General features: G+C 69.8%; 13 protein-coding genes and 1 pseudogene. 7 read left to right on the forward strand and 7 right to left on the reverse strand.

What is annotated here, in order from left to right; translation table 11 throughout:
• Nucleotides 1-3 precede the first annotated feature (3 nt).
• From A5655_RS18440 to A5655_RS18460, 5 genes are all read right to left on the reverse strand, one after another.
• Nucleotides 4-396 (reverse strand): heat shock protein transcriptional repressor HspR, encoded by a 393-nt coding sequence (locus tag A5655_RS18440; protein ID WP_067012392.1) that lies wholly within the window; start codon nucleotides 394-396, stop codon nucleotides 4-6.
• Nucleotides 396-1,574 (reverse strand): molecular chaperone DnaJ, encoded by a 1,179-nt coding sequence (gene dnaJ, locus A5655_RS18445; protein ID WP_067012394.1) that lies wholly within the window; start codon nucleotides 1,572-1,574, stop codon nucleotides 396-398. The genes A5655_RS18440 and dnaJ overlap by 1 nt, the downstream gene beginning before the upstream one ends.
• A gap of 54 nt (nucleotides 1,575-1,628) precedes the next feature.
• Nucleotides 1,629-2,270 (reverse strand): nucleotide exchange factor GrpE, encoded by a 642-nt coding sequence (gene grpE / locus A5655_RS18450; RefSeq protein WP_067012396.1) that lies wholly within the window; start codon nucleotides 2,268-2,270, stop codon nucleotides 1,629-1,631.
• Complete coding sequence (dnaK, locus tag A5655_RS18455; RefSeq protein ID WP_067012398.1) at nucleotides 2,267-4,132, reverse strand: molecular chaperone DnaK; 1,866 nt, start codon at nucleotides 4,130-4,132, stop codon at nucleotides 2,267-2,269. The genes grpE and dnaK overlap by 4 nt, the downstream gene beginning before the upstream one ends.
• Before the next feature lie 235 nt (nucleotides 4,133-4,367).
• Nucleotides 4,368-5,333 carry a LysR family transcriptional regulator gene (locus tag A5655_RS18460; protein ID WP_231999201.1) on the reverse strand — a complete coding sequence of 322 codons (966 nt, stop codon included), beginning with the start codon at nucleotides 5,331-5,333 and terminating at the stop codon, nucleotides 4,368-4,370.
• A gap of 95 nt (nucleotides 5,334-5,428) precedes the next feature.
• Between A5655_RS18460 and A5655_RS18465 the strand changes: the two genes are divergently transcribed.
• The 3 genes and pseudogenes from A5655_RS18465 (at nucleotide 5,429) to A5655_RS18475 (ending at nucleotide 9,404) form a co-directional block, all read left to right on the forward strand.
• Nucleotides 5,429-6,919, forward strand: coding sequence for an aldehyde dehydrogenase (locus A5655_RS18465; protein WP_067012400.1), 1,491 nt, complete (start codon nucleotides 5,429-5,431; stop codon nucleotides 6,917-6,919).
• A pseudogene (locus A5655_RS18470) lies at nucleotides 6,814-7,869 on the forward strand (amidohydrolase family protein); the annotation flags it as partial. The gene A5655_RS18465 and the pseudogene A5655_RS18470, both read left to right, overlap by 106 nt.
• 80 nt (nucleotides 7,870-7,949) lie before the next feature.
• Nucleotides 7,950-9,404: an amino acid permease gene (locus tag A5655_RS18475; RefSeq protein WP_067012404.1), complete on the forward strand. Its 1,455-nt coding sequence runs from the start codon at nucleotides 7,950-7,952 to the stop codon at nucleotides 9,402-9,404.
• Here A5655_RS18475 and A5655_RS18480 read toward each other — a convergent pair.
• Complete coding sequence (locus tag A5655_RS18480; RefSeq protein WP_067012406.1) at nucleotides 9,383-9,931, reverse strand: NTP transferase domain-containing protein; 549 nt, start codon at nucleotides 9,929-9,931, stop codon at nucleotides 9,383-9,385. The two genes, A5655_RS18475 and A5655_RS18480, sit on opposite strands and share 22 nt — an antisense overlap.
• 52 nt (nucleotides 9,932-9,983) lie before the next feature.
• Here A5655_RS18480 and A5655_RS18485 point away from each other — a divergent pair, with 52 nt between their 5' ends.
• The 4 genes from A5655_RS18485 to A5655_RS18500 all read left to right on the forward strand — a co-directional run bounded on the left by A5655_RS18485 (nucleotide 9,984) and on the right by A5655_RS18500 (nucleotide 14,386).
• Nucleotides 9,984-12,320, forward strand: coding sequence for a xanthine dehydrogenase family protein molybdopterin-binding subunit (locus A5655_RS18485; protein ID WP_067012408.1), 2,337 nt, complete (start codon nucleotides 9,984-9,986; stop codon nucleotides 12,318-12,320).
• Entirely contained in the window at nucleotides 12,317-13,204 is an 888-nt protein-coding gene (locus A5655_RS18490; RefSeq protein WP_067012410.1) for a xanthine dehydrogenase family protein subunit M, read from the forward strand. Before A5655_RS18485 ends, A5655_RS18490 begins: the two co-directional genes overlap by 4 nt.
• Nucleotides 13,197-13,682, forward strand: coding sequence for a (2Fe-2S)-binding protein (locus A5655_RS18495; protein ID WP_067012412.1), 486 nt, complete (start codon nucleotides 13,197-13,199; stop codon nucleotides 13,680-13,682). The genes A5655_RS18490 and A5655_RS18495 overlap by 8 nt, the downstream gene beginning before the upstream one ends.
• Before the next feature lie 134 nt (nucleotides 13,683-13,816).
• Nucleotides 13,817-14,386 carry a hypothetical protein gene (locus A5655_RS18500; protein ID WP_369807233.1) on the forward strand — a complete coding sequence of 190 codons (570 nt, stop codon included), beginning with the start codon at nucleotides 13,817-13,819 and terminating at the stop codon, nucleotides 14,384-14,386.
• Between the two features lie 7 nt (nucleotides 14,387-14,393).
• Here A5655_RS18500 and A5655_RS18505 read toward each other — a convergent pair.
• Nucleotides 14,394-17,289: AAA family ATPase (locus A5655_RS18505; RefSeq protein ID WP_067012416.1), on the reverse strand; the 2,896-nt coding region annotated here is incomplete at its 5' end.

The raw sequence follows: 17,289 nt of genomic DNA on the forward strand, positions 1-17,289 counted from the left end.
ACGCTAGCCCTTTCGTCGCGGCTGCCAGACAACCAGGGCGGTGCTCTTGGGCACCACCGCCAGGTCGCGGCGCTGGCCGGCGCGCATCTGCGCCAGCTCCTCGGTCAGCTCCTTCACGCGCGACTGCAGCGCCTCCACCTGGTTGGTCAGCTCGATGATGCGCTTGATGCCGGCCAGGTTGACGCCCTCGTCCTGCGACAGCCGCTGCACCTCGCGCAGCAGGTCCACGTCGTGCTCCGAATAGCGGCGTCCCCCACCGGAAGTGCGCCTCGGGCTCACCAGCCCGAGTCGGTCGTAGGTGCGCAGCGTCTGCGCGTGCATGCCGGCCAGTTCGGCGGCCACCGAGATCAGGAAGGTCCGGGCCTCCTCCTTGGGATTGCGTGAGCCTCTGGCCATCAGCGATTACCTGCCCATCCCGCGCGCGGATTGAAACCACTGGATCGCTCGGCGGCCGCGTAGGCCTCCAGCGCCTCCTGGGCGGCACCCTCCAGGTTCGGCGGCACGGACACCTTGACGGTGACCAGCAGGTCGCCGTTGCCGCCGCCGCGCTTGGGCACCCCGCGTCCGCGCACCCGCAGGATCCGGCCGTCGGCGGTGCCCTTGGGCACCCGCACGCCGACCTTGCCGTCCAGCGTGGGCACCGAAAGCGTTGAGCCCAAAGCCAACTCGGTGAAGCTGACGGGGACCGTCACGGTGAGGTCGTCGCCGTCACGGCCGAACACCTTGTCCGGCCGCACATGCACGGTCACATACAGATCGCCCGACGGCGCGCCGCGCAACCCGGCCTCGCCCTGCCCGGGCAGCCGGATCCGCTGTCCGTCCTCGACACCCGGCGGGATCCGCACGTTGATGGTGCGGGTGCGGGTCGTCACGCCGGTGCCTTTGCACTCGTCGCACGGGTGCTCGATGATCGAACCGCTGCCCCGGCAGTCGGTGCAGGGCTCGGAGAAGCCGAACGCGCCCTGGTTGCGGTTGATCACGCCCGAGCCGTTGCAGCTGGGACACACCTTCGGGCTGGTGCCCGGGCGCGCGCCGCTGCCATGGCAATTGGTGCACGGCGCCGGGCTGGTCAGCCGCAGCGGCATCGCCACGCCCTTGGCCGCCTCTACGAAATCGAGCTCGGCCTCGGTCTCCAGGTCGTTGCCGCGCCGCGGCCGGCTGGGCCGGGGACTGGCGCCGCGCCCGAACAAGCCGCCGAACAGGTCGCCGATGTTGGCCCCGCCGCTTCGGCCGGCGGCGTCGAACAGGTCGCTGAGGTTGAACTCCGCGCCGTCGCCACCGACGTTGAAGCTGAAGCCGCTGCCGCCGTCGAACCGGCGGCCGCCGAACCCGCCGCCGGCGAACAGGCGGCGGGTTTCGTCGTACTCCTTGCGCTTGGCCGGATCCGACAACACGTTGTGCGCCTCCGAGACCGCCTTGAACCGTTCGCCGGCAGCCGGGTTGTCGGGGTTGGCATCCGGATGCAGGTCGCGCGCGAGCTTGCGATACGCGCGCTTGATCTCTTCCGGGCTGGCGTCAGAGGAGACGCCCAGCTCCTTGTAGAAGTCCTTTTCGACCCATTCACGCTGGGCCATGCCGCGTCACCCCCTCACCTTTCTCTATCTATTTGTCGTATGTGATTGTCGTGCTTAATCGCCGGAGCCGTCGGCGTTATCGGCCATGTCGGACGGTTGCGTCTCGGCGGCGACGGTTTCCTCGCCGTCGCCCGCGTCGGTGTCGACGACGGTGTCGACCACGCCGACGAGGGCGTGCCGCAGCACCTGGTCGCCGAGTTTGTAGCCCTGCCGCATGACCGTGCCGATCACCGGCTTGGAGCCGTCGGCGCCGTCGCCCTCGTGCTGCACGGCCTCGTGCAGCACCGGGTCGAAGTCCTCGCCCTCCGCGCCGAAAGCCGTGAGGCCCAGGCCGGTCAGCGCGCTGTCCAGCTTGTCGGCGACCGACTTCAGCGGGCCGGATTCCAGGTCGCCGTGCTTGCGGGCCCGATCGAGATCGTCCAGCACGCCGAGCAATTGGCCGACCACGGCGGCCTTGGCCCGGTCCGCGGCGGCCTGCTGATCGCGCAGCGCCCGCTTGCGGTAGTTGGTGAAGTCGGCCTGCACGCGCTGCAGATCGGCGGTCAGCTCGGCGACCTTGTCGCCCGCCTCGGCCTTACCGGCGGCCGCCCCGCCCGGCGCTTCCGCGCCGGGGGGGACGTGCCGTACTTCGCCGGTCTCGGGATCGATGCGCCGCTTGTCGGTGACCGTCACCTGTTCCGGGTTGCCCTCGCTCACTTGGCCTCCCGGTCGTCGTCGACCACCTCCGCGTCCACGACGTCATCGGCCGAGCCGGGCTGCGGGCCACCGGCCTCGCCGCCGCCGGCCTGAGCGCCCTCGGCCTGGGTGGCCTCGTAGATGGCCTGGCCGAGCGCCTGGGACTCCTGGCCCAGCTTCTCCATCGCCGCCTTGATCGCGGAGATGTCGGTGCCGCCCAGCGCCGACTTGGCCTCGGCCACCGCGGCGTCGACCTTGTTCAGCGTGTCCTCGGGGACCTTCGACCCGCCCTCGGCCTCGCGCTGCTCCTTGACGAATTTCTCCGTCTGGTAGACCAGGGTCTCGGCCTGGTTGCGGATGTCGGCCTCCTCGCGGCGCTGACGGTCCTCCTCGGCGTGCGCCTCGGCGTCCTTGATCATCCGGTCGATCTCCTCCTTGGACAGGCCGGAGCCCTCCTGGATCTTGATCGTGTTCTCCTTGCCGGTGCCCTTGTCCTTGGCCGTGACGTGCACGATGCCGTTGGCGTCGATGTCGAAGGTGACCTCGATCTGCGGGACGCCGCGCGGGGCCGGCGGGATGCCGGTCAGCTCGAAGGAGCCGAGCAGCTTGTTGTGCGAGGCGATTTCGCGCTCACCCTGGTAGACCTGGATCTGCACGGACGGCTGGTTGTCGTCGGCCGTGGTGAAGGTCTCCGACCGCTTCGTCGGGATCGTGGTGTTGCGCTCGATCAGCTTGGTCATCACGCCACCCTTGGTCTCGATACCGAGACTCAGCGGCGTAACGTCAAGCAGCAGAACGTCTTTCACCTCACCCTTGAGCACACCGGCCTGCAGCGCGGCGCCCACGGCAACCACCTCGTCGGGGTTGACGCCCTTGTTGGGCTCCTTGCCGCCGGTGAGTTCCTTGACCAGCTCGGTCACCGCGGGCATGCGGGTGGAACCGCCCACCAGCACGACGTGATCGATGTCGGACACCGAGATGCCGGCGTCGGAGATCACCGACTTGAACGGCTGACGGGTGCGGTCCAGCAGGTCCTGGGTGATCTTCTGGAACTCGGCGCGGGTCAGCTGCTCGTCGAGGAACAGCGGGTTCTTGTCCGCGTCGACGGTGATGTAGGGCAGGTTGATCGAGGTGCTCTGCGAGCTCGAGAGCTCGATCTTGGCCTTCTCGGCGGCCTCACGCAGCCGCTGCATCGCCATCTTGTCCTTGGTCAGGTCGATGCCGCTGGTGCCCTTGAACTTGTCGACGAGCCATTCGACGACGCGGTCGTCCCAGTCGTCGCCACCGAGGTGGTTGTCACCGCTGGTGGCGCGGACCTCGACCACACCCTCGCCGATCTCGAGCAGCGAGACGTCGAAGGTGCCGCCACCGAGGTCGAAGACCAGGATGGTCTGTTCCTTCTCGCCCTTGTCCAGGCCGTAGGCCAGCGCCGCGGCGGTGGGCTCGTTGACGATGCGCAGCACGTTCAGGCCGGCGATCTGGCCGGCCTCCTTGGTCGCCTGGCGCTGGGCGTCGTTGAAGTACGCGGGCACCGTGATGACCGCGTCGGTGATGTCCTCACCGAGGTAGGCCTCGGCGTCGCGCTTCAGCTTCATCAGCACGCGGGCGCTGATCTCCTGCGCCGTGTACTTCTTGTCGTCGATCTCGACGGACCAGTCGGTGCCCATGTGCCGCTTCACCGAGCGGATAGTGCGGTCGACGTTGGTCACCGCCTGGTTCTTGGCGGGCTGGCCGACCAGCACTTCGCCGTTGCGCGCGAACGCGACGATCGACGGCGTGGTCCGCGAACCCTCGGAGTTCGCGACGACGACGGGGTCGCCGCCCTCGAGAACCGAGACGACTGAGTTGGTGGTCCCGAGGTCGATACCGACCGCACGAGCCATAGTGATTCCTCCTGATTACGTAGAGCTTCTTTGGTGCCACTATGCTGAGTGAACCCCGCTCAAGCCTGCCCTCGCGGGCGTCGTGGTGTCAACCCAGTCTTGAGTCTGCTTCGCTCAACTTATCGATCATGCTAACGGCCGGCGCGCGCGTCTTGTTCCCGGGGGTGGGCGTTGCGTGTGAACACAGGGCGCCCTGGACGCACAACCACCGCCGTCAGCTCACACTCAAACGCCCTCAGCTCACACTCGGGGCGGAGCCGAGATCCGGGGCGCCGCGCCCCGGGATCATCTCCTCGATCAGCGAGAACACGGCGCGGGTGGCGGCGCTGGGCGGGCGCTGCGCCGACATCGCGACGTACAGCCGCCAGCAGATGTCGTGATCCGAGATCCGCACGGTCGCGAGGCCGTCGTCGCCGATCTCGTCGAGGATGAACCGGCTCAAGAAGCCGATGCCGAGGCCGTTGCGGACGTGGGTCGCGGTGGTGGCGATGTCGGCGACCTCGAGGGCGATCGTGCGCTGCACCCCGGCCGCGGCGAAGGCCCGGTCGACCACCGCCCGGTTGCCGTACCCGGGCGGGCCGTCGACGAACGACATCCCGGCCAGCTCGGCCAGCGACACCGACTCCCGGCCGGCGAACGGGTGATCCGCGGGGACGATCAACAGCAGCGGAAAGTCCGCGACGAGCCGGGTGTGCAGGTCGGCCGGCGCGCCGTCGGGCAACACGAGGAGCGCGAGGTCGAGGCTGCCCTCGCGCAGCTGCTGCGCCAGGCCCGCCGAACCGGCCCGGGCGAAACGAATTTGGACCAGCACGCCGGGATGGCGGGCACGCAGCTCGGCCAGCAGCGTCGGCAGGTCGATGTTGTTGATCGACATCAGCGTCCCCAGCCGGACGGTGCCGCGGACGGCCCCGGCCGTGGCGGCGACGGCCTCTTTCGCCGCGCGGGCGGCGTCGATGGTCGTGCGGGCGTGGGGCGCCAGCTCGCGCCCCGCCGGCGTGAGCGTCACCCCCGCCGACCCCCGGACGAACAGGTCCGCGCCGAGTTCGCGTTCGAGGGCCTTGATCGTCGCGGACACTCCGGACTGGACGACGTGCAGTCTCTTGGCCGCCCGGGTGAAGCTGAGGGTGTCCGCGACAGCGAGGAAATACTCCAACTGACGAAGCTCCACCGAGCCATTATCACCGCCGGTGATGGCTCCCATCAGGAAATTTTGTTGGCGTATGACGGTTGGGCCAATTTACGGTTCGCAATTGGGTCGCGTCGATCCCCAACCCCCTCAATCGGACGGTGCGCGTTATGAGTTTGCAGGGCCCCACCCTGACCAGAACCCGAACCCGGTGGTCCTCGGCGTCCACCGACGACCAGTTCGTCGTGCAGAACCCCGCAACGGGGCAGACGGTCACGGTCGTCCAGGGCGCCGGGCCGGACGAGGTGGACCAGGCCGTGCGCCGGGCGCACGCCGCGCACCTGCGCTGGAAGCAACGGCCCGCGCGCGAGCGCGGCCGGTACCTGCGTCAGGTCGCCGAGGTGATCCGCGCCCACGCCGACGAGATCGCGGAGCTCGAGACGCTGGAAATGGGCAAGCCGATCACCCAGGCCCGCAACTTCGACGTCGAAGCCGCGATCGCCATCTTCGAGTACTTCGGCGCCATGGTGGAGGCGCTGCCCAGCCAGGCCCGCGACTACGGCCCGGTCCTGGACGTCACCACGCTGGAACCGTACGGGGTGATCGCGGGCATCGTCCCGTTCAACTGGCCGCCCATCCACACCGCGGGGAAGGTCGCGCCGGCGCTGGCGGTCGGCAACGCCGTCGTGCTCAAACCGCCGGAGCAGACGCCCTCGGTCGTGTTGCGGATGGTCGAACTGATCCAGTCGGTCCTGCCGGACGGTGTGGTGCAGGCCGTGCCGGGCCGCGGCGAGGTGGGCGCCGCGCTGGCCGGGCACCGGTTGGTCGGCAAGGTGTCGTTCACCGGGTCCCCGCGGACGGGTGCGGCGGTGCTGCGCACCGCGGCCGGCAACCTCACCCCGACGCTGATGGAGCTGGGCGGGAAGAACCCGCTGGTCGTGTTCGACGACGCCAACCTGCGCGACGCGCTGCTCGCCGCGATCGACGGCGGCTTCTTCAACCAGGGCGAGGCCTGCACCGCGGCGTCGCGAATCCTGGTGCACGACAGCGTCTATGCGGAGTTCGAGGCGAAGTTGTGCGCCGCGGTGGGCCGGCTGCGGGTGGGCGACGGCGCCGACCCGACGACCGACGTCGGACCGCTGGTCACCCGCAAGCAGCAGAATCAGGTCCTCGACTACCTGCGGATCGGCGTGGCCGAAGGCGCCCGCATCGCCGCCCAGGCGCCGCTGCCCGACGATCCGCGATTGGCCGACGGCTTCTACGTCGCGCCGACCGTCCTGACCGGCGTGACCCCCACCATGCGGGTGGCCCGCGACGAGATCTTCGGCCCGGTGGTCACCCTCATTCCGTTCACCGACGAGGACGAGGCGGTGCGCATCGCCAACGCCACGCCGTTCGGATTGGTCGCGGCGGTCTTCACCCAGGACAGTGACCGCGCGCTGCGGGTGAGCCGGCGGATCCGCGCCGGCGCCGTCTTCGTCAACAACTATCACCGGATTGCCATCGGCACCGGATTCGGCGGTGTCGGCCACAGCGGGTTCGGCCGCGAGCACGCCCAGGAGACGCTGGCGGAGTACGGGTACACCAAGACGATCCGGCTGGCCTCCGATCGCGACGAGCTGACGTACTGGAGCGCCGCCGCCCGGGTGCTGGCGAGCTGATGCGGACGATAGCTCTCGAAGAGCATTACGCCACAACGGAATTCCTGAAAGGCCCGGGTCGCTGGCTGGCGTCGCGCGCGGGCATCGTCGAACCGATCAGCGATCTGGGCGACGGGCGGATCGCGGCGATGGACGACGCCGGCGTCGACGTGGCGGTGCTGTCGCTGGCCGCGCCGGGCGTCGAACAGCTGGACGGGCCGGAAGCCGTCCGGCTCGCCCGCGCGTGCAACGACGAGCTCGCGAAGGCCGTCGGGCGCTACCCGGACCGGCTGGCCGGCTTCGCCACCCTGCCGATCAGCGCGCCCGCGGAGGCCGCCGACGAGCTCGAGCGGTCGGTGCGCGAGCACGGGTTTGTCGGCGCGGTGATCAACGGGCACTGCCGGGGCCGCTACCTCGACGACCCGTTCTTCGACCCAGTCCTGGCGCGCGCGGCCGCGCTGCGGGTGCCGATCTATCTGCACCCGACCATCCCGCCGGCGGGCGTCATCGAGTCCAGCTACGCCGGCTTCGCCGACGAGGTCACGTTCGCGCTGGCCACCGTCGGCTGGGGCTGGCACATCAACACCGCGACCCATGTCCTGCGGGTGATTCTCGGCGGCGTGTTCGACCGCTACCCCGAGCTGCAATTCGTCATCGGCCACATGGGGGAGGCGATCCCGTTCATGTTGCCGCGGTTCGACGCGACGCTGAAACCCGAGCTGACCGGCCTGAGCCATCCCGTCAGCACCTACCTGAGGCGAAACCTCAACTACACCTTCGCCAACTTCAACGACGGGCCGACCTACGCCAACCTGGTCGCGCAGGTCGGCGTTGGGCGAGTGTGCTTTTCGGCCGACTACCCGTTCGGGTCGATGCGCGCCGCGCGGGATTTCCTCGACGGCCTGCCGCTGGGCGACGACGACCGGGCGCTCATCAGCCACCGCAACGCCGAGCGGCTGCTGCGCCTCTGATACCGGTTTGCTGCCGGCGAGCGCGCGCCACCTTCATGCGTTAGCCTGAGCTGTCCCGCAGCCACCACGGCAGGAGCTCTATGTCAGAGCAAGACAGTGCCGCCGCGCGGCTCGCGCGTGAGGACGAGGGCTATCACAAGAGCCTCAAAAACCGCCAGATCCAGATGATCGCCCTCGGTGGCGCCATCGGAACCGGCCTCTTCCTCGGCGCCGGCGGGCGGCTGGCCTCGGCGGGGCCCGGGCTGTTCCTGGTGTACGGGGTTTGCGGCATCTTCGTCTTCCTGATCCTGCGCGCGCTCGGCGAGCTGGTGCTGCACCGCCCCTCGTCGGGATCGTTCGTGTCGTACTCCCGCGAATTCTTCGGGGAGAAGCTGGCTTACGTCGCCGGCTGGATGTACGTCCTCAACTGGTCGATGACGGGGATCGTGGACACCACCGCGATCGCGCACTACTGCCACTACTGGGGGGCGTTCCACGCCATCCCGCAGTGGGCCATCGCGTTGTTCGCGCTGCTGGTGGTGTTGTCGATGAACCTGATCTCGGTCAGGGCCTTCGGTGAGCTGGAGTTCTGGGCCTCGTTGATCAAGGTGCTGGCGCTGGTCACGTTCCTCGTCGTCGGCACCGTCTTTCTGGTCGGGCGCTTCAAGATCGACGGCCACGACACCGGCACCGGCCTGTGGAACACCCATGGCGGACTCATGCCGACCGGCCTGCTGCCCCTGGTGCTGGTCACCTCGGGCGTCGTGTTCGCCTACGCCGCCATCGAACTCGTGGGCATCGCGGCCGGGGAGACGGCCAACCCCGAGAAGGTGATGCCGCGCGCGATCAACTCGGTGGTGTTCCGCATCGCGGTCTTCTACATCGGGTCGACCATCCTGCTGGGCGTGCTGCTGCCCTACACCGCCTACAAGGCCAACGTCAGCCCGTTCGTGACGTTCTTCGCCAAGGCCGGTGTCCACGGGGCCGGCAGCGTGATGAACGTGGTGGTGCTGACCGCGGCGCTGTCGAGCTTGAACGCCGGGCTGTATTCCACCGGCCGCATCCTGCGCTCGATGGCGATCAACGGCAGCGGCCCGAAGTTCACCGCGCCGATGTCGAAGCGGGGGGTTCCGTACCGCGGGATCCTGCTGACCAGCGTCGTGGGTCTGTTGGGCATCGTGCTCAACGCCGTCAAACCCAGCCAGGCGTTCGAGATCGTGCTGCACATCGCGGCCATCGGCATCGTGTTCGCGTGGGGGACGATCGTGGCGAGCCAGCTGCAGTTCTACCGGCTGGCGAAGGCCGGGCGAGTGGAGCGGCCCAAGTTCCGGATGCCGCTGTCGCCGTACAGCGGCTACCTCACGCTGGCGTTCCTGGTCGGCGTGGTGGTCCTGATGTTCTTCGACAAGGTGCAGGGCCCCTACCTGATCGGCGCGACGGTCGTCGGCGTCCCCGCGCTCATCGGCGGCTGGTTCCTGGTGCGCCATCGGGTCACGGCCGCCGCCGATGACGCCGCCGTGCCTGCCCCACCCGCTCAGGGTTCGTCGATGTCCTGACCGCCGGCCAGGTCGCCGCAGTCGACGGCCTCGACGTCGGGCCGCCCGTGCAGGTAGGTGCCCGCGCCCCGATCCCCCTCTAGCTGCTTGAGCACGTCGGGCCAGTGCCCGCGCGCGATCACCACCGGATGGCCCGGCCGGTCATCGAAGTACGCGCGCGCCAGGCCGCTGGCGGACGCCCGGGCACGGCCGAGGACCCGCGCCACCACGGCGGCACCGACGTCGGGTGTGTCGACGACGTGCAGCGCCGCGTAGTCCGCGCCCAGGCGGTCGGCCTCGGCCAGGCCGACGCGCACGGACGCGCTCAGCCCGTCGCGCCAGTCCCGCGCGACGACCGCGGTGACCCCCGGCGGCGCCGGTACCTCGGCGGCGCCCAACACCAGGACGACGTCGTCGCAGCCGCCGTCGCGCAGCGCGCCGACCGCGGCGTCCAGCCAGCCGGCCACCAGCACCTTCGGCCGGCCGTAGCGCCGTCCCTCCCCCGCCGCCAGCAAGACACCGACGGCCCTCGACTGCGATAACGCCACTCTCCTATGATGGCATCGTGGTTCTCATCAGGCGACAACCGGATGGAGCGCGATGACTCAAGACGCGCAGGGGGCGACGGCCGCCACCCCGCGATACGCCGGCACCCGGGTGCAGCGGGTGGAGGACCTCCGGCTGCTGACCGGCCGCGGCGGGTTCGTCGACGACATCTCCCGGCCCGGCATGCTGCACGCCTGCTTCGTTCGCAGCCCGTTCGCGCGCGCGACGATCAACGGCATCGACGCGTCGGCGGCGCTGGCGCTGCCCGGGGTGCGCGCGGTGTTCACCGCGGCCGACCTCAACCCAGACGTCAAGGAGGCGTGGCACGCCGTGGCGGGCAAGGACGTGCCCGACACCCCCCGCCCGCCGCTGGCCGAGGGCGAGGTGAAGTTCGTCGGCGACCCGGTCGCCCTGATCGTCGCCGAGAGCCGCTACATCGCCGAGGACGCGCTCGAACTGGTCGACGTCGACTACGAGCCGCTACCCGCGATCACCGACCTCGCCAGAGCGCAGTCCTCGGATGTGCTGGTGCACGACGCGTACGCGAACAACGTCGCGGGCGGGATGGGCGGCGCGCCGCCGGACGAAGAGGTTTTCGCGTCGGCGGCGTGCGTGGTGAAAGAGGACATCTACCAACAGATTTACGCGCCCGTGCCGATCGAGACCCGCGGGCTGGTGGTCGAGTGGGAGGCCGCGTCGGAAGAGCTCACCCTGTGGGCGTCGACGCAGACCCCGCATGAGTTGCGGGCCTTCTGCGCGCGCCTGTTGGGCATTGCGGCGCAACGGGTTCGGGTCATCATGCGCGACACCGGCGGCGGTTTCGGCCAGAAGGTGGTTCCGATGCGCGAGGACATGTGCATCATGCTGGCCGCCCGCAAGGTGCCGGCGGCGCTGAAGTGGATCGAGGACCGGCGCGAGAACCTGATGTCGGCCGGCCAGGCCCGGCACGTCGACGGCACCGGCCGCCTGGCGTTCGACGCGGACGGCAACATCCTGGCGGCCGACATCGACTTCGTCCAAGACATCGGCGCCTACCCGACGCCCTACCCGGTGCTGACGACGGCCGCCATCGGCATGTTCTTCCCCGGGCCCTACCGGGTGCCCAAGGCCAGCTTCAACTACAAGACGGTGTTCACCAACACCAGCGGGCTGGCCGCCTACCGCGGCCCGTGGCAGTACGAGACGCTGGCGCGCGAAATCCTGCTCGACATCGCCGCGCGCAGGATGAACATGGACCCGGTCGAGCTGCGCCGGCGCAACCTGCTGCGCCGCGACGAGATGCCGTACTTCAACCCCAACGGAATGCCCTACGACCACGTCGCCCCCAGCGAGACGTTCGAGCAGGCGGTGAAACTGCTTGACCACGAAGGGTTTCGCAAGGAACAGCGCGAGGCGCTGGCGCAGGGCCGCTACCTGGGCCTGGGGTTCTCGGCGTACATCGAGCCGACCGGCGCGGCGACGGGCCACCTGGCCACCGAGGGATGCACCATCCGGATGGAGCCGACGGGCAAGATCAACGTCTACGTGAACGGCGGTTCGAGCGGAAACAGCTTGGAGACCACCGTCATTCAGCTCACCGCCGACGCGCTGGGGGCCGACATCGACGACGTCGCCACCATCCAGGGCGACACCGCGATCACTCCGTACGGGGCCGGGACGCAGGGCAGCCGCAGCGGCCCGATGACCGCCGGGGCCGTCGCGGAGGCGGGCACGATCCTGCGCGAAAAGATCGTGGCGCTGGCGGCGCACCAGCTGAAGGTGCCCGAATCCGAGGTGGTGCTGGCGAATTCCGCCGCGGCCGTGCGGGGCGACCCGTCCAAGCAGGTGACGTTCGGCGAGCTGGCCTACCTCTCGTACTACTCGCCGCAGGCGCTGCCGCCGGGAATGTCGCCCGAGCTGGAGGCCACCGCCCGCTACGTCGCCAAGGCCCCGATCCTGTGGTCCAACGCCACCCACGCCTGCACCTGCGAGGTGGACGTGGCCACCGGCAAGGTCACGCTGCTGCGCTACATCGTCAGCGAGGACGTCGGGCCCATGATCAACCCGAACATCGTGGAGGGCCAGATCGCCGGCGGGACGGTGCAGGGCATCGGCGGCGCGCTGATGGAGGACCTCGCCTACGACGACGACGACGACCCGCTGGCAACGACTTTCGTCGACTATCTGCTGCCGACCACCACCGAGGTCCCACCGATCGAATTCGGCCACGTGGAGATACCCGGCCCGGGGCCCGGCGGCTACAAGGGCGCCGGCGAGGGCGGGGCGATCGGCTCGGTGCCCGCGGTGATCAACGCGATCAACGACGCGCTCGCGCCGCTGGGCGTGACGGTCACCCGGCTACCCGCCAGCCCCGCCTCGATCGCATCGCTGCTGAGCGAGGCGAACCGGTGAAGCCCGCGCCGTTCGACTACCACCGCCCCGACACCGTCGAGGACGCCGTCGAGCTGCTGTCCGAGCTGGGCGATGACGCGAAGATCATCGCCGGCGGCCAGAGCCTGGTCCCGATGCTGGCGATGCGGCTGGCCTACTTCGACCATCTCATCGACATTTCCCGGCTGAGCGAGCTGCGCGGCATCGAGCGCAGGGGTGACGAACTGTGGATCGGCGCCGGAACCACCGAGTCCGCCGTCGGCTTCGATGACCAAGTGCGCCAAGGTGTTCCGTTGCTGACCCGGGCGACCCCGTTCGTCGGGCATTTCCAGATCCGCAACCGCGGCACCCTCGGCGGGTCGATCGCCCACGCCGACGCCGCGGGCGAATACCCGGCGGCCGCGCTGGCGCTGGACGCGGTGATGGAGGTGCTCTCGCCGCGGGGCAGGCGCGAGATCGCCGCCGCGGACTTCTTCGCCGGCCTGTGGGAGACCACGATGGAGCCCGACGAGGTGCTGACCGGGGTCCGGTTCCCGGTATGGAACGGCAGGTCCGGGTTCGCGGTGCACGAATTCGCGCGTCGCCATGGCGATTTCGCGATCGCGGGCGCGCTGGTGGCGGTCCTGCTCGGCGACGACGACCGGGTGTCTCGCTGCGGGATCGGGCTGCTGGGCCTGGGCCCCACGGTCGGGCGGGCGACGGCGGCCGAGGCCGCGGTGATCGGCAAGCCGATCGGCGAGCTGGTGCCCGAGGAGATCGGCCGGGCCGCGATGACCGGCCTCGACGAGGTGCCGACCGACCTGCAGGGGTCCGCCTCGTACCGCACCCAGGTGGGCGCCACCATGGTCGCGCGCGCCTGGACGCAAGCCATCGAGGAAGCACTCGGGGAGGCAAGCCATGCATGAACAGCCGGTTCAGTTGTCGGTCAACGAGACTCCGATCGCGGCCGGCGTCGAACCGCGCATGACGCTGGCGGACTTCCTGCGGGAGCGGTGCGGGCTCACCGGCACCCATCTCGGTTGCGAGCACGGGGCGTGCGGCGCGTGCACCGTGCTGGTGGACGGCGACGCCGTACGGTCCTGCCTGATGTTCGCGGTCCAGGCCGACGGCACGGAGGTGACGACCGTCGAGGGCATCGCGTCGCCCGACGGCACCCTGTCGCCGGTCCAGGCCGCGCTGCGGGAATGCCACGGGCTGCAATGTGGCTTCTGCACGCCGGGTTTCGTGACCACGCTGACCGCGCTGCTGCGCGACAACCCCAACCCCACCGACGACGAGATACGCGAGGGCCTGTCCGGCAACTTCTGCCGCTGCACCGGTTACCAGGGCATCGTCGCCGCGGCCCGCCGGGCGGCCGAGATCGCGTCGGTCACGCGGCGGTAAACCTGCGCCATCGGCTCTGCATCGATAACGGCGCAGTTGCAGTGACTTTCGCCGTCTCTTGCGTACTCTGAGCGCTGAAATCGAAGACTTTCGGGGAGCGGCGCGTGCAGTTATCGCAAAAGGCGCGGCGAAGGCTGGCCGGCGGCTCGCTGCTGCTCTCGGCCGTCCTGGCCGCTCCCGCATTGGTCTCGGGTTGCAGCACGCTCGTCGACGGCAAGCCGGTCGCCACCCCGGGGGCCGGGCCGACCGAGCCCACCTTCCCCACGCCGCGGCCGACCACCACGACGCCGGCGCCGACCGCCACCAGCCCGGCCCCGTCGACCAGCCCAGGGCCGGTCAGCCCGACCACACCGCCGGCCGGGGTGATCCCGCTGCCGCCGGACCACAACGGCTACGTCTTCATCGAGACCAAGTCCGGCGTGACGCGCTGCCAGATCAACAAGGAGACCGTCGGCTGCGAGGCGCCGTTCACCAATTCCCCGCTGCAGGACGGCGAGCACGCCAACGGCGTCAGCATCAGCGCCGGCGGCAACGTGCAGTGGGTGCTGGGCAACCTGGGCGCCATCCCGACCGTCACCATCGACTACAAGACCTACGCGGCGCAGGGCTGGACGATCAACGCCACCGAGCAGGGCACCCGCTTCACCAATGACCGCACTAAGCACGGCATGTTCGTCAGCGTCGAGAAGGTCAACACGTTCTAAGCGCGCGTCATGCCATGCCCTCGGCCCAGGCGACATGCCCCTCGAAGCCGAGCGTTGTGGCCATGTCGCGGTAGCGATCCCGGCCGTCGCGGTAGGCGGCGTCGTCGCCGCGAGTTCGAGCCAGCAGCGCTCGCAGGCGCAGCAACCAGATGTCGCGCATCGCCAGGCCCTCGTCGGCCGGCGCGGCCGCCAGCCGCTCGATGGCGGCCTCGGCTTCGGCGACGTCACCGTCGGCCCCGCGTTCGAGCAGCGTTTCCACCAGCACGCCGGTGGCGGGAATGCCCCACAGCAGCAGTCGTCCGTCGCGGAACAGATGGTCGCCCGCGGCGCGCATCAGCGGGACGGCCTCGTCGCGCTCCCCTCGCGTCACCTTTTCGCGTGCCAAGTAGACCTCGATGATCGGCAAATCGCTCAGGTTGTGCCCTTGGTTTACGAACACCTCGCCGACCTCGACCGCGAGCCGCCGCCCGCGGTCACGCTCCGCGGCCGTCTGGCGATGCATCAGCGCCAGGCCCAGCGCCCCCCGGGTGAAGCCCACCACCACGTCGTCGCTCGATCGCTCGGCGATCCGCAGCGCATCCTCGATCTCGTGCAGCGCACTCTCCGCCGGCCGCAGCACGCCAAACGGTATGCCCAGCAAGTAGATATAGCCGATGACGCCGGCGTAGGACGCGGGGTCCGCGCCGCGGGCCATGACCAGGCCGTGCCGAAGGTCGTCGGACCATCCGGGACGACCCAGGAAATATCGGGCCATCCCCCGCGACGTGGTGGCGAGTGCCAACGGGGACCCGACAAGGAAGTTGCCCCTCGACGGATCGCCGTCGGCCAGGTCGATCACGGTCTGTGAGGATCGCAGCACGTCGCGCCACCGGCCGCTTTCGATGTAGCCGTAGATCACCGGGAAAGAGAGCCCCACCGTCAAGTTCGCGTCTTCGAGCGCCTCGGCGAGGGCCCAGGCTTCCGACGCCAGCTGCGACGCCTCGCGCATCCGGTCCCGATGGGCGTAGCCGACCACCAGGCCCGCCGTCGCGATGCCCAGCGACGCCTTGTCCCCCGCGGCGTTGCACAACTCCCGCAATTCATCGAAGCGGTCACCCGCAACGTCGGCGTGGACTCGCCAGCCGGTGCCACACAGCATCGTGCGCGGGGCGATGCGCATGGCCGCCCCGTGCGAGGGATCGGCGGGCAGGGCGTCGGCGATTTCGGCCGCCCGCTGCCAGCTGCGTCGCGCCGCCTTGATGTCGCGGTTGGTCGCCCACGTCGCGGCGCGCATGTGCCAGCCGTAGGCCGCGGCCGAATCACCCGCGGCCTCAAGGTGTTCGGCGATCAGCGCGGCGTTTTCGTCCGGCTCTTGGTCGCTGGCCTCGATCGCGGCGGCCAGCCGGCGGTGCAGATCCGAGCGATCCGATTTGAGCTGTGCTTCGTAGGCCACCGCGCGAATGAGCGGATGGTGAAAGACAAACTCCGGTTCGGCGGTGAACCCGACCTGGTCGATGAGCTGGGCCGCCACCAACGCGGGAATCGCGGGCTCGACGCCCAGCACCGTGAGAAGGTCCAGCCCGAACCGCGAGCCGATGACGGCCGCCGCGCTCAGCGTGCGCTTGGCTTTCCGGTCGAGCCGGTCGATGCGCGCGGCGATGGTCGCCTGCAATGTGGCGGGCACGCTTACCTCGCCGACCTCCGCCGCCGACGTGTAGGCACCGGGTTGCCCACGCAGCACACCGCGCTCAGCCAGTTCGCGGACCAATTCCTCGGCGAAGAACGGATTTCCGGCGGCCCTCTCGGCGACTCTGCGGCCCAGCGCATCGACCGACGGGTCGGGCCCGAGGAGCTGTGCGACAAGCGCCGCGGTTTCTGAATCACTCAGTGGCGCAAGGGCTACGGTGTGGGCGTTGGCCACCCGGGTCAACGCGCCGCGATATTCGGGTCGATAGGTGACCAGCACCAGAGAGGGTGTCTGCGGGATCACCGCAAGGAAATCGGCCAGCATCGACTCGCTGACCTCATCGATCCAGTGGGCGTCCTCGACGACGTAGACCGCGGGGCTTTGGCCGGACAATCTGGCGGCGTTCACCAGCGCGGCCAACCGGCGCCTGCGCGCGTCGGGATCGATGGCGGGTATCGCGGTGTTCGGGTCGCCGATGCCGAGCAGGTCGTCGAGCAGCAGCGCGTCCTCAGGGTCTGCGTCCGGAATTCGGTCTCGCACCCGGGCGCGGGCCGCCGGCCCGTCGAGACCCTCGACCCCGGTGGCCGCGCGCAACAGACGCGACACGGCATGAAAGGGGACCTGACTGGTGTGCGACTCGCAGAAGGCACTCGACACCTCCACGCCCCACGCCGCCGCCATCGCGGCGATCTCGCGCACCAGGCGGCTCTTGCCGATGCCGGGTTCGCCGACCACCTCGACCACGGCGCCATGTCCACCGAGTGCGCGGTCCAACAGGCCCTCGACGGCGGACATTTCCCACCGACGACCGATGAGATTCGACTCGGAGCGCTCTGTCGCGCGACGCCGGTCCGTTATGCCCAGCAAGCGATACGCGGTGACCGGTTCATTGGCGCCCTTGATGCGGACCAGCTCCGGTTCGCCCACCGCCGCCGCGCCATCAACGAGTCGCGCGGTGGAGACGCTGAGCATCACCCCGCCCGGCGGTGCGACCGATTCCATCCTTTGGGCCAACCCGACCTGGTCGCCCATCGCGGTGTAACCGAAGTAGCCCGAGCCGATTTCGCCGGCGATCACCTGACCGGAGTTCAGGCCCACCCGCAGGAGCAGTTTCGCGCCGTCCCGGCGCTCGACGTCCGCGGCCAGTGCCTTCGCTTCCGCCTGAATGCTCAACGCCGAAAGACATGCGCGAAAGGCGTGGTCCTCCATTGCCACCGGTGCACCGAAGACCGCCATG

This window comes from Mycobacterium sp. 1081908.1 (assembly GCF_001673535.1).
Classification (GTDB): Bacteria; Actinomycetota; Actinomycetes; order Mycobacteriales; family Mycobacteriaceae; genus Mycobacterium.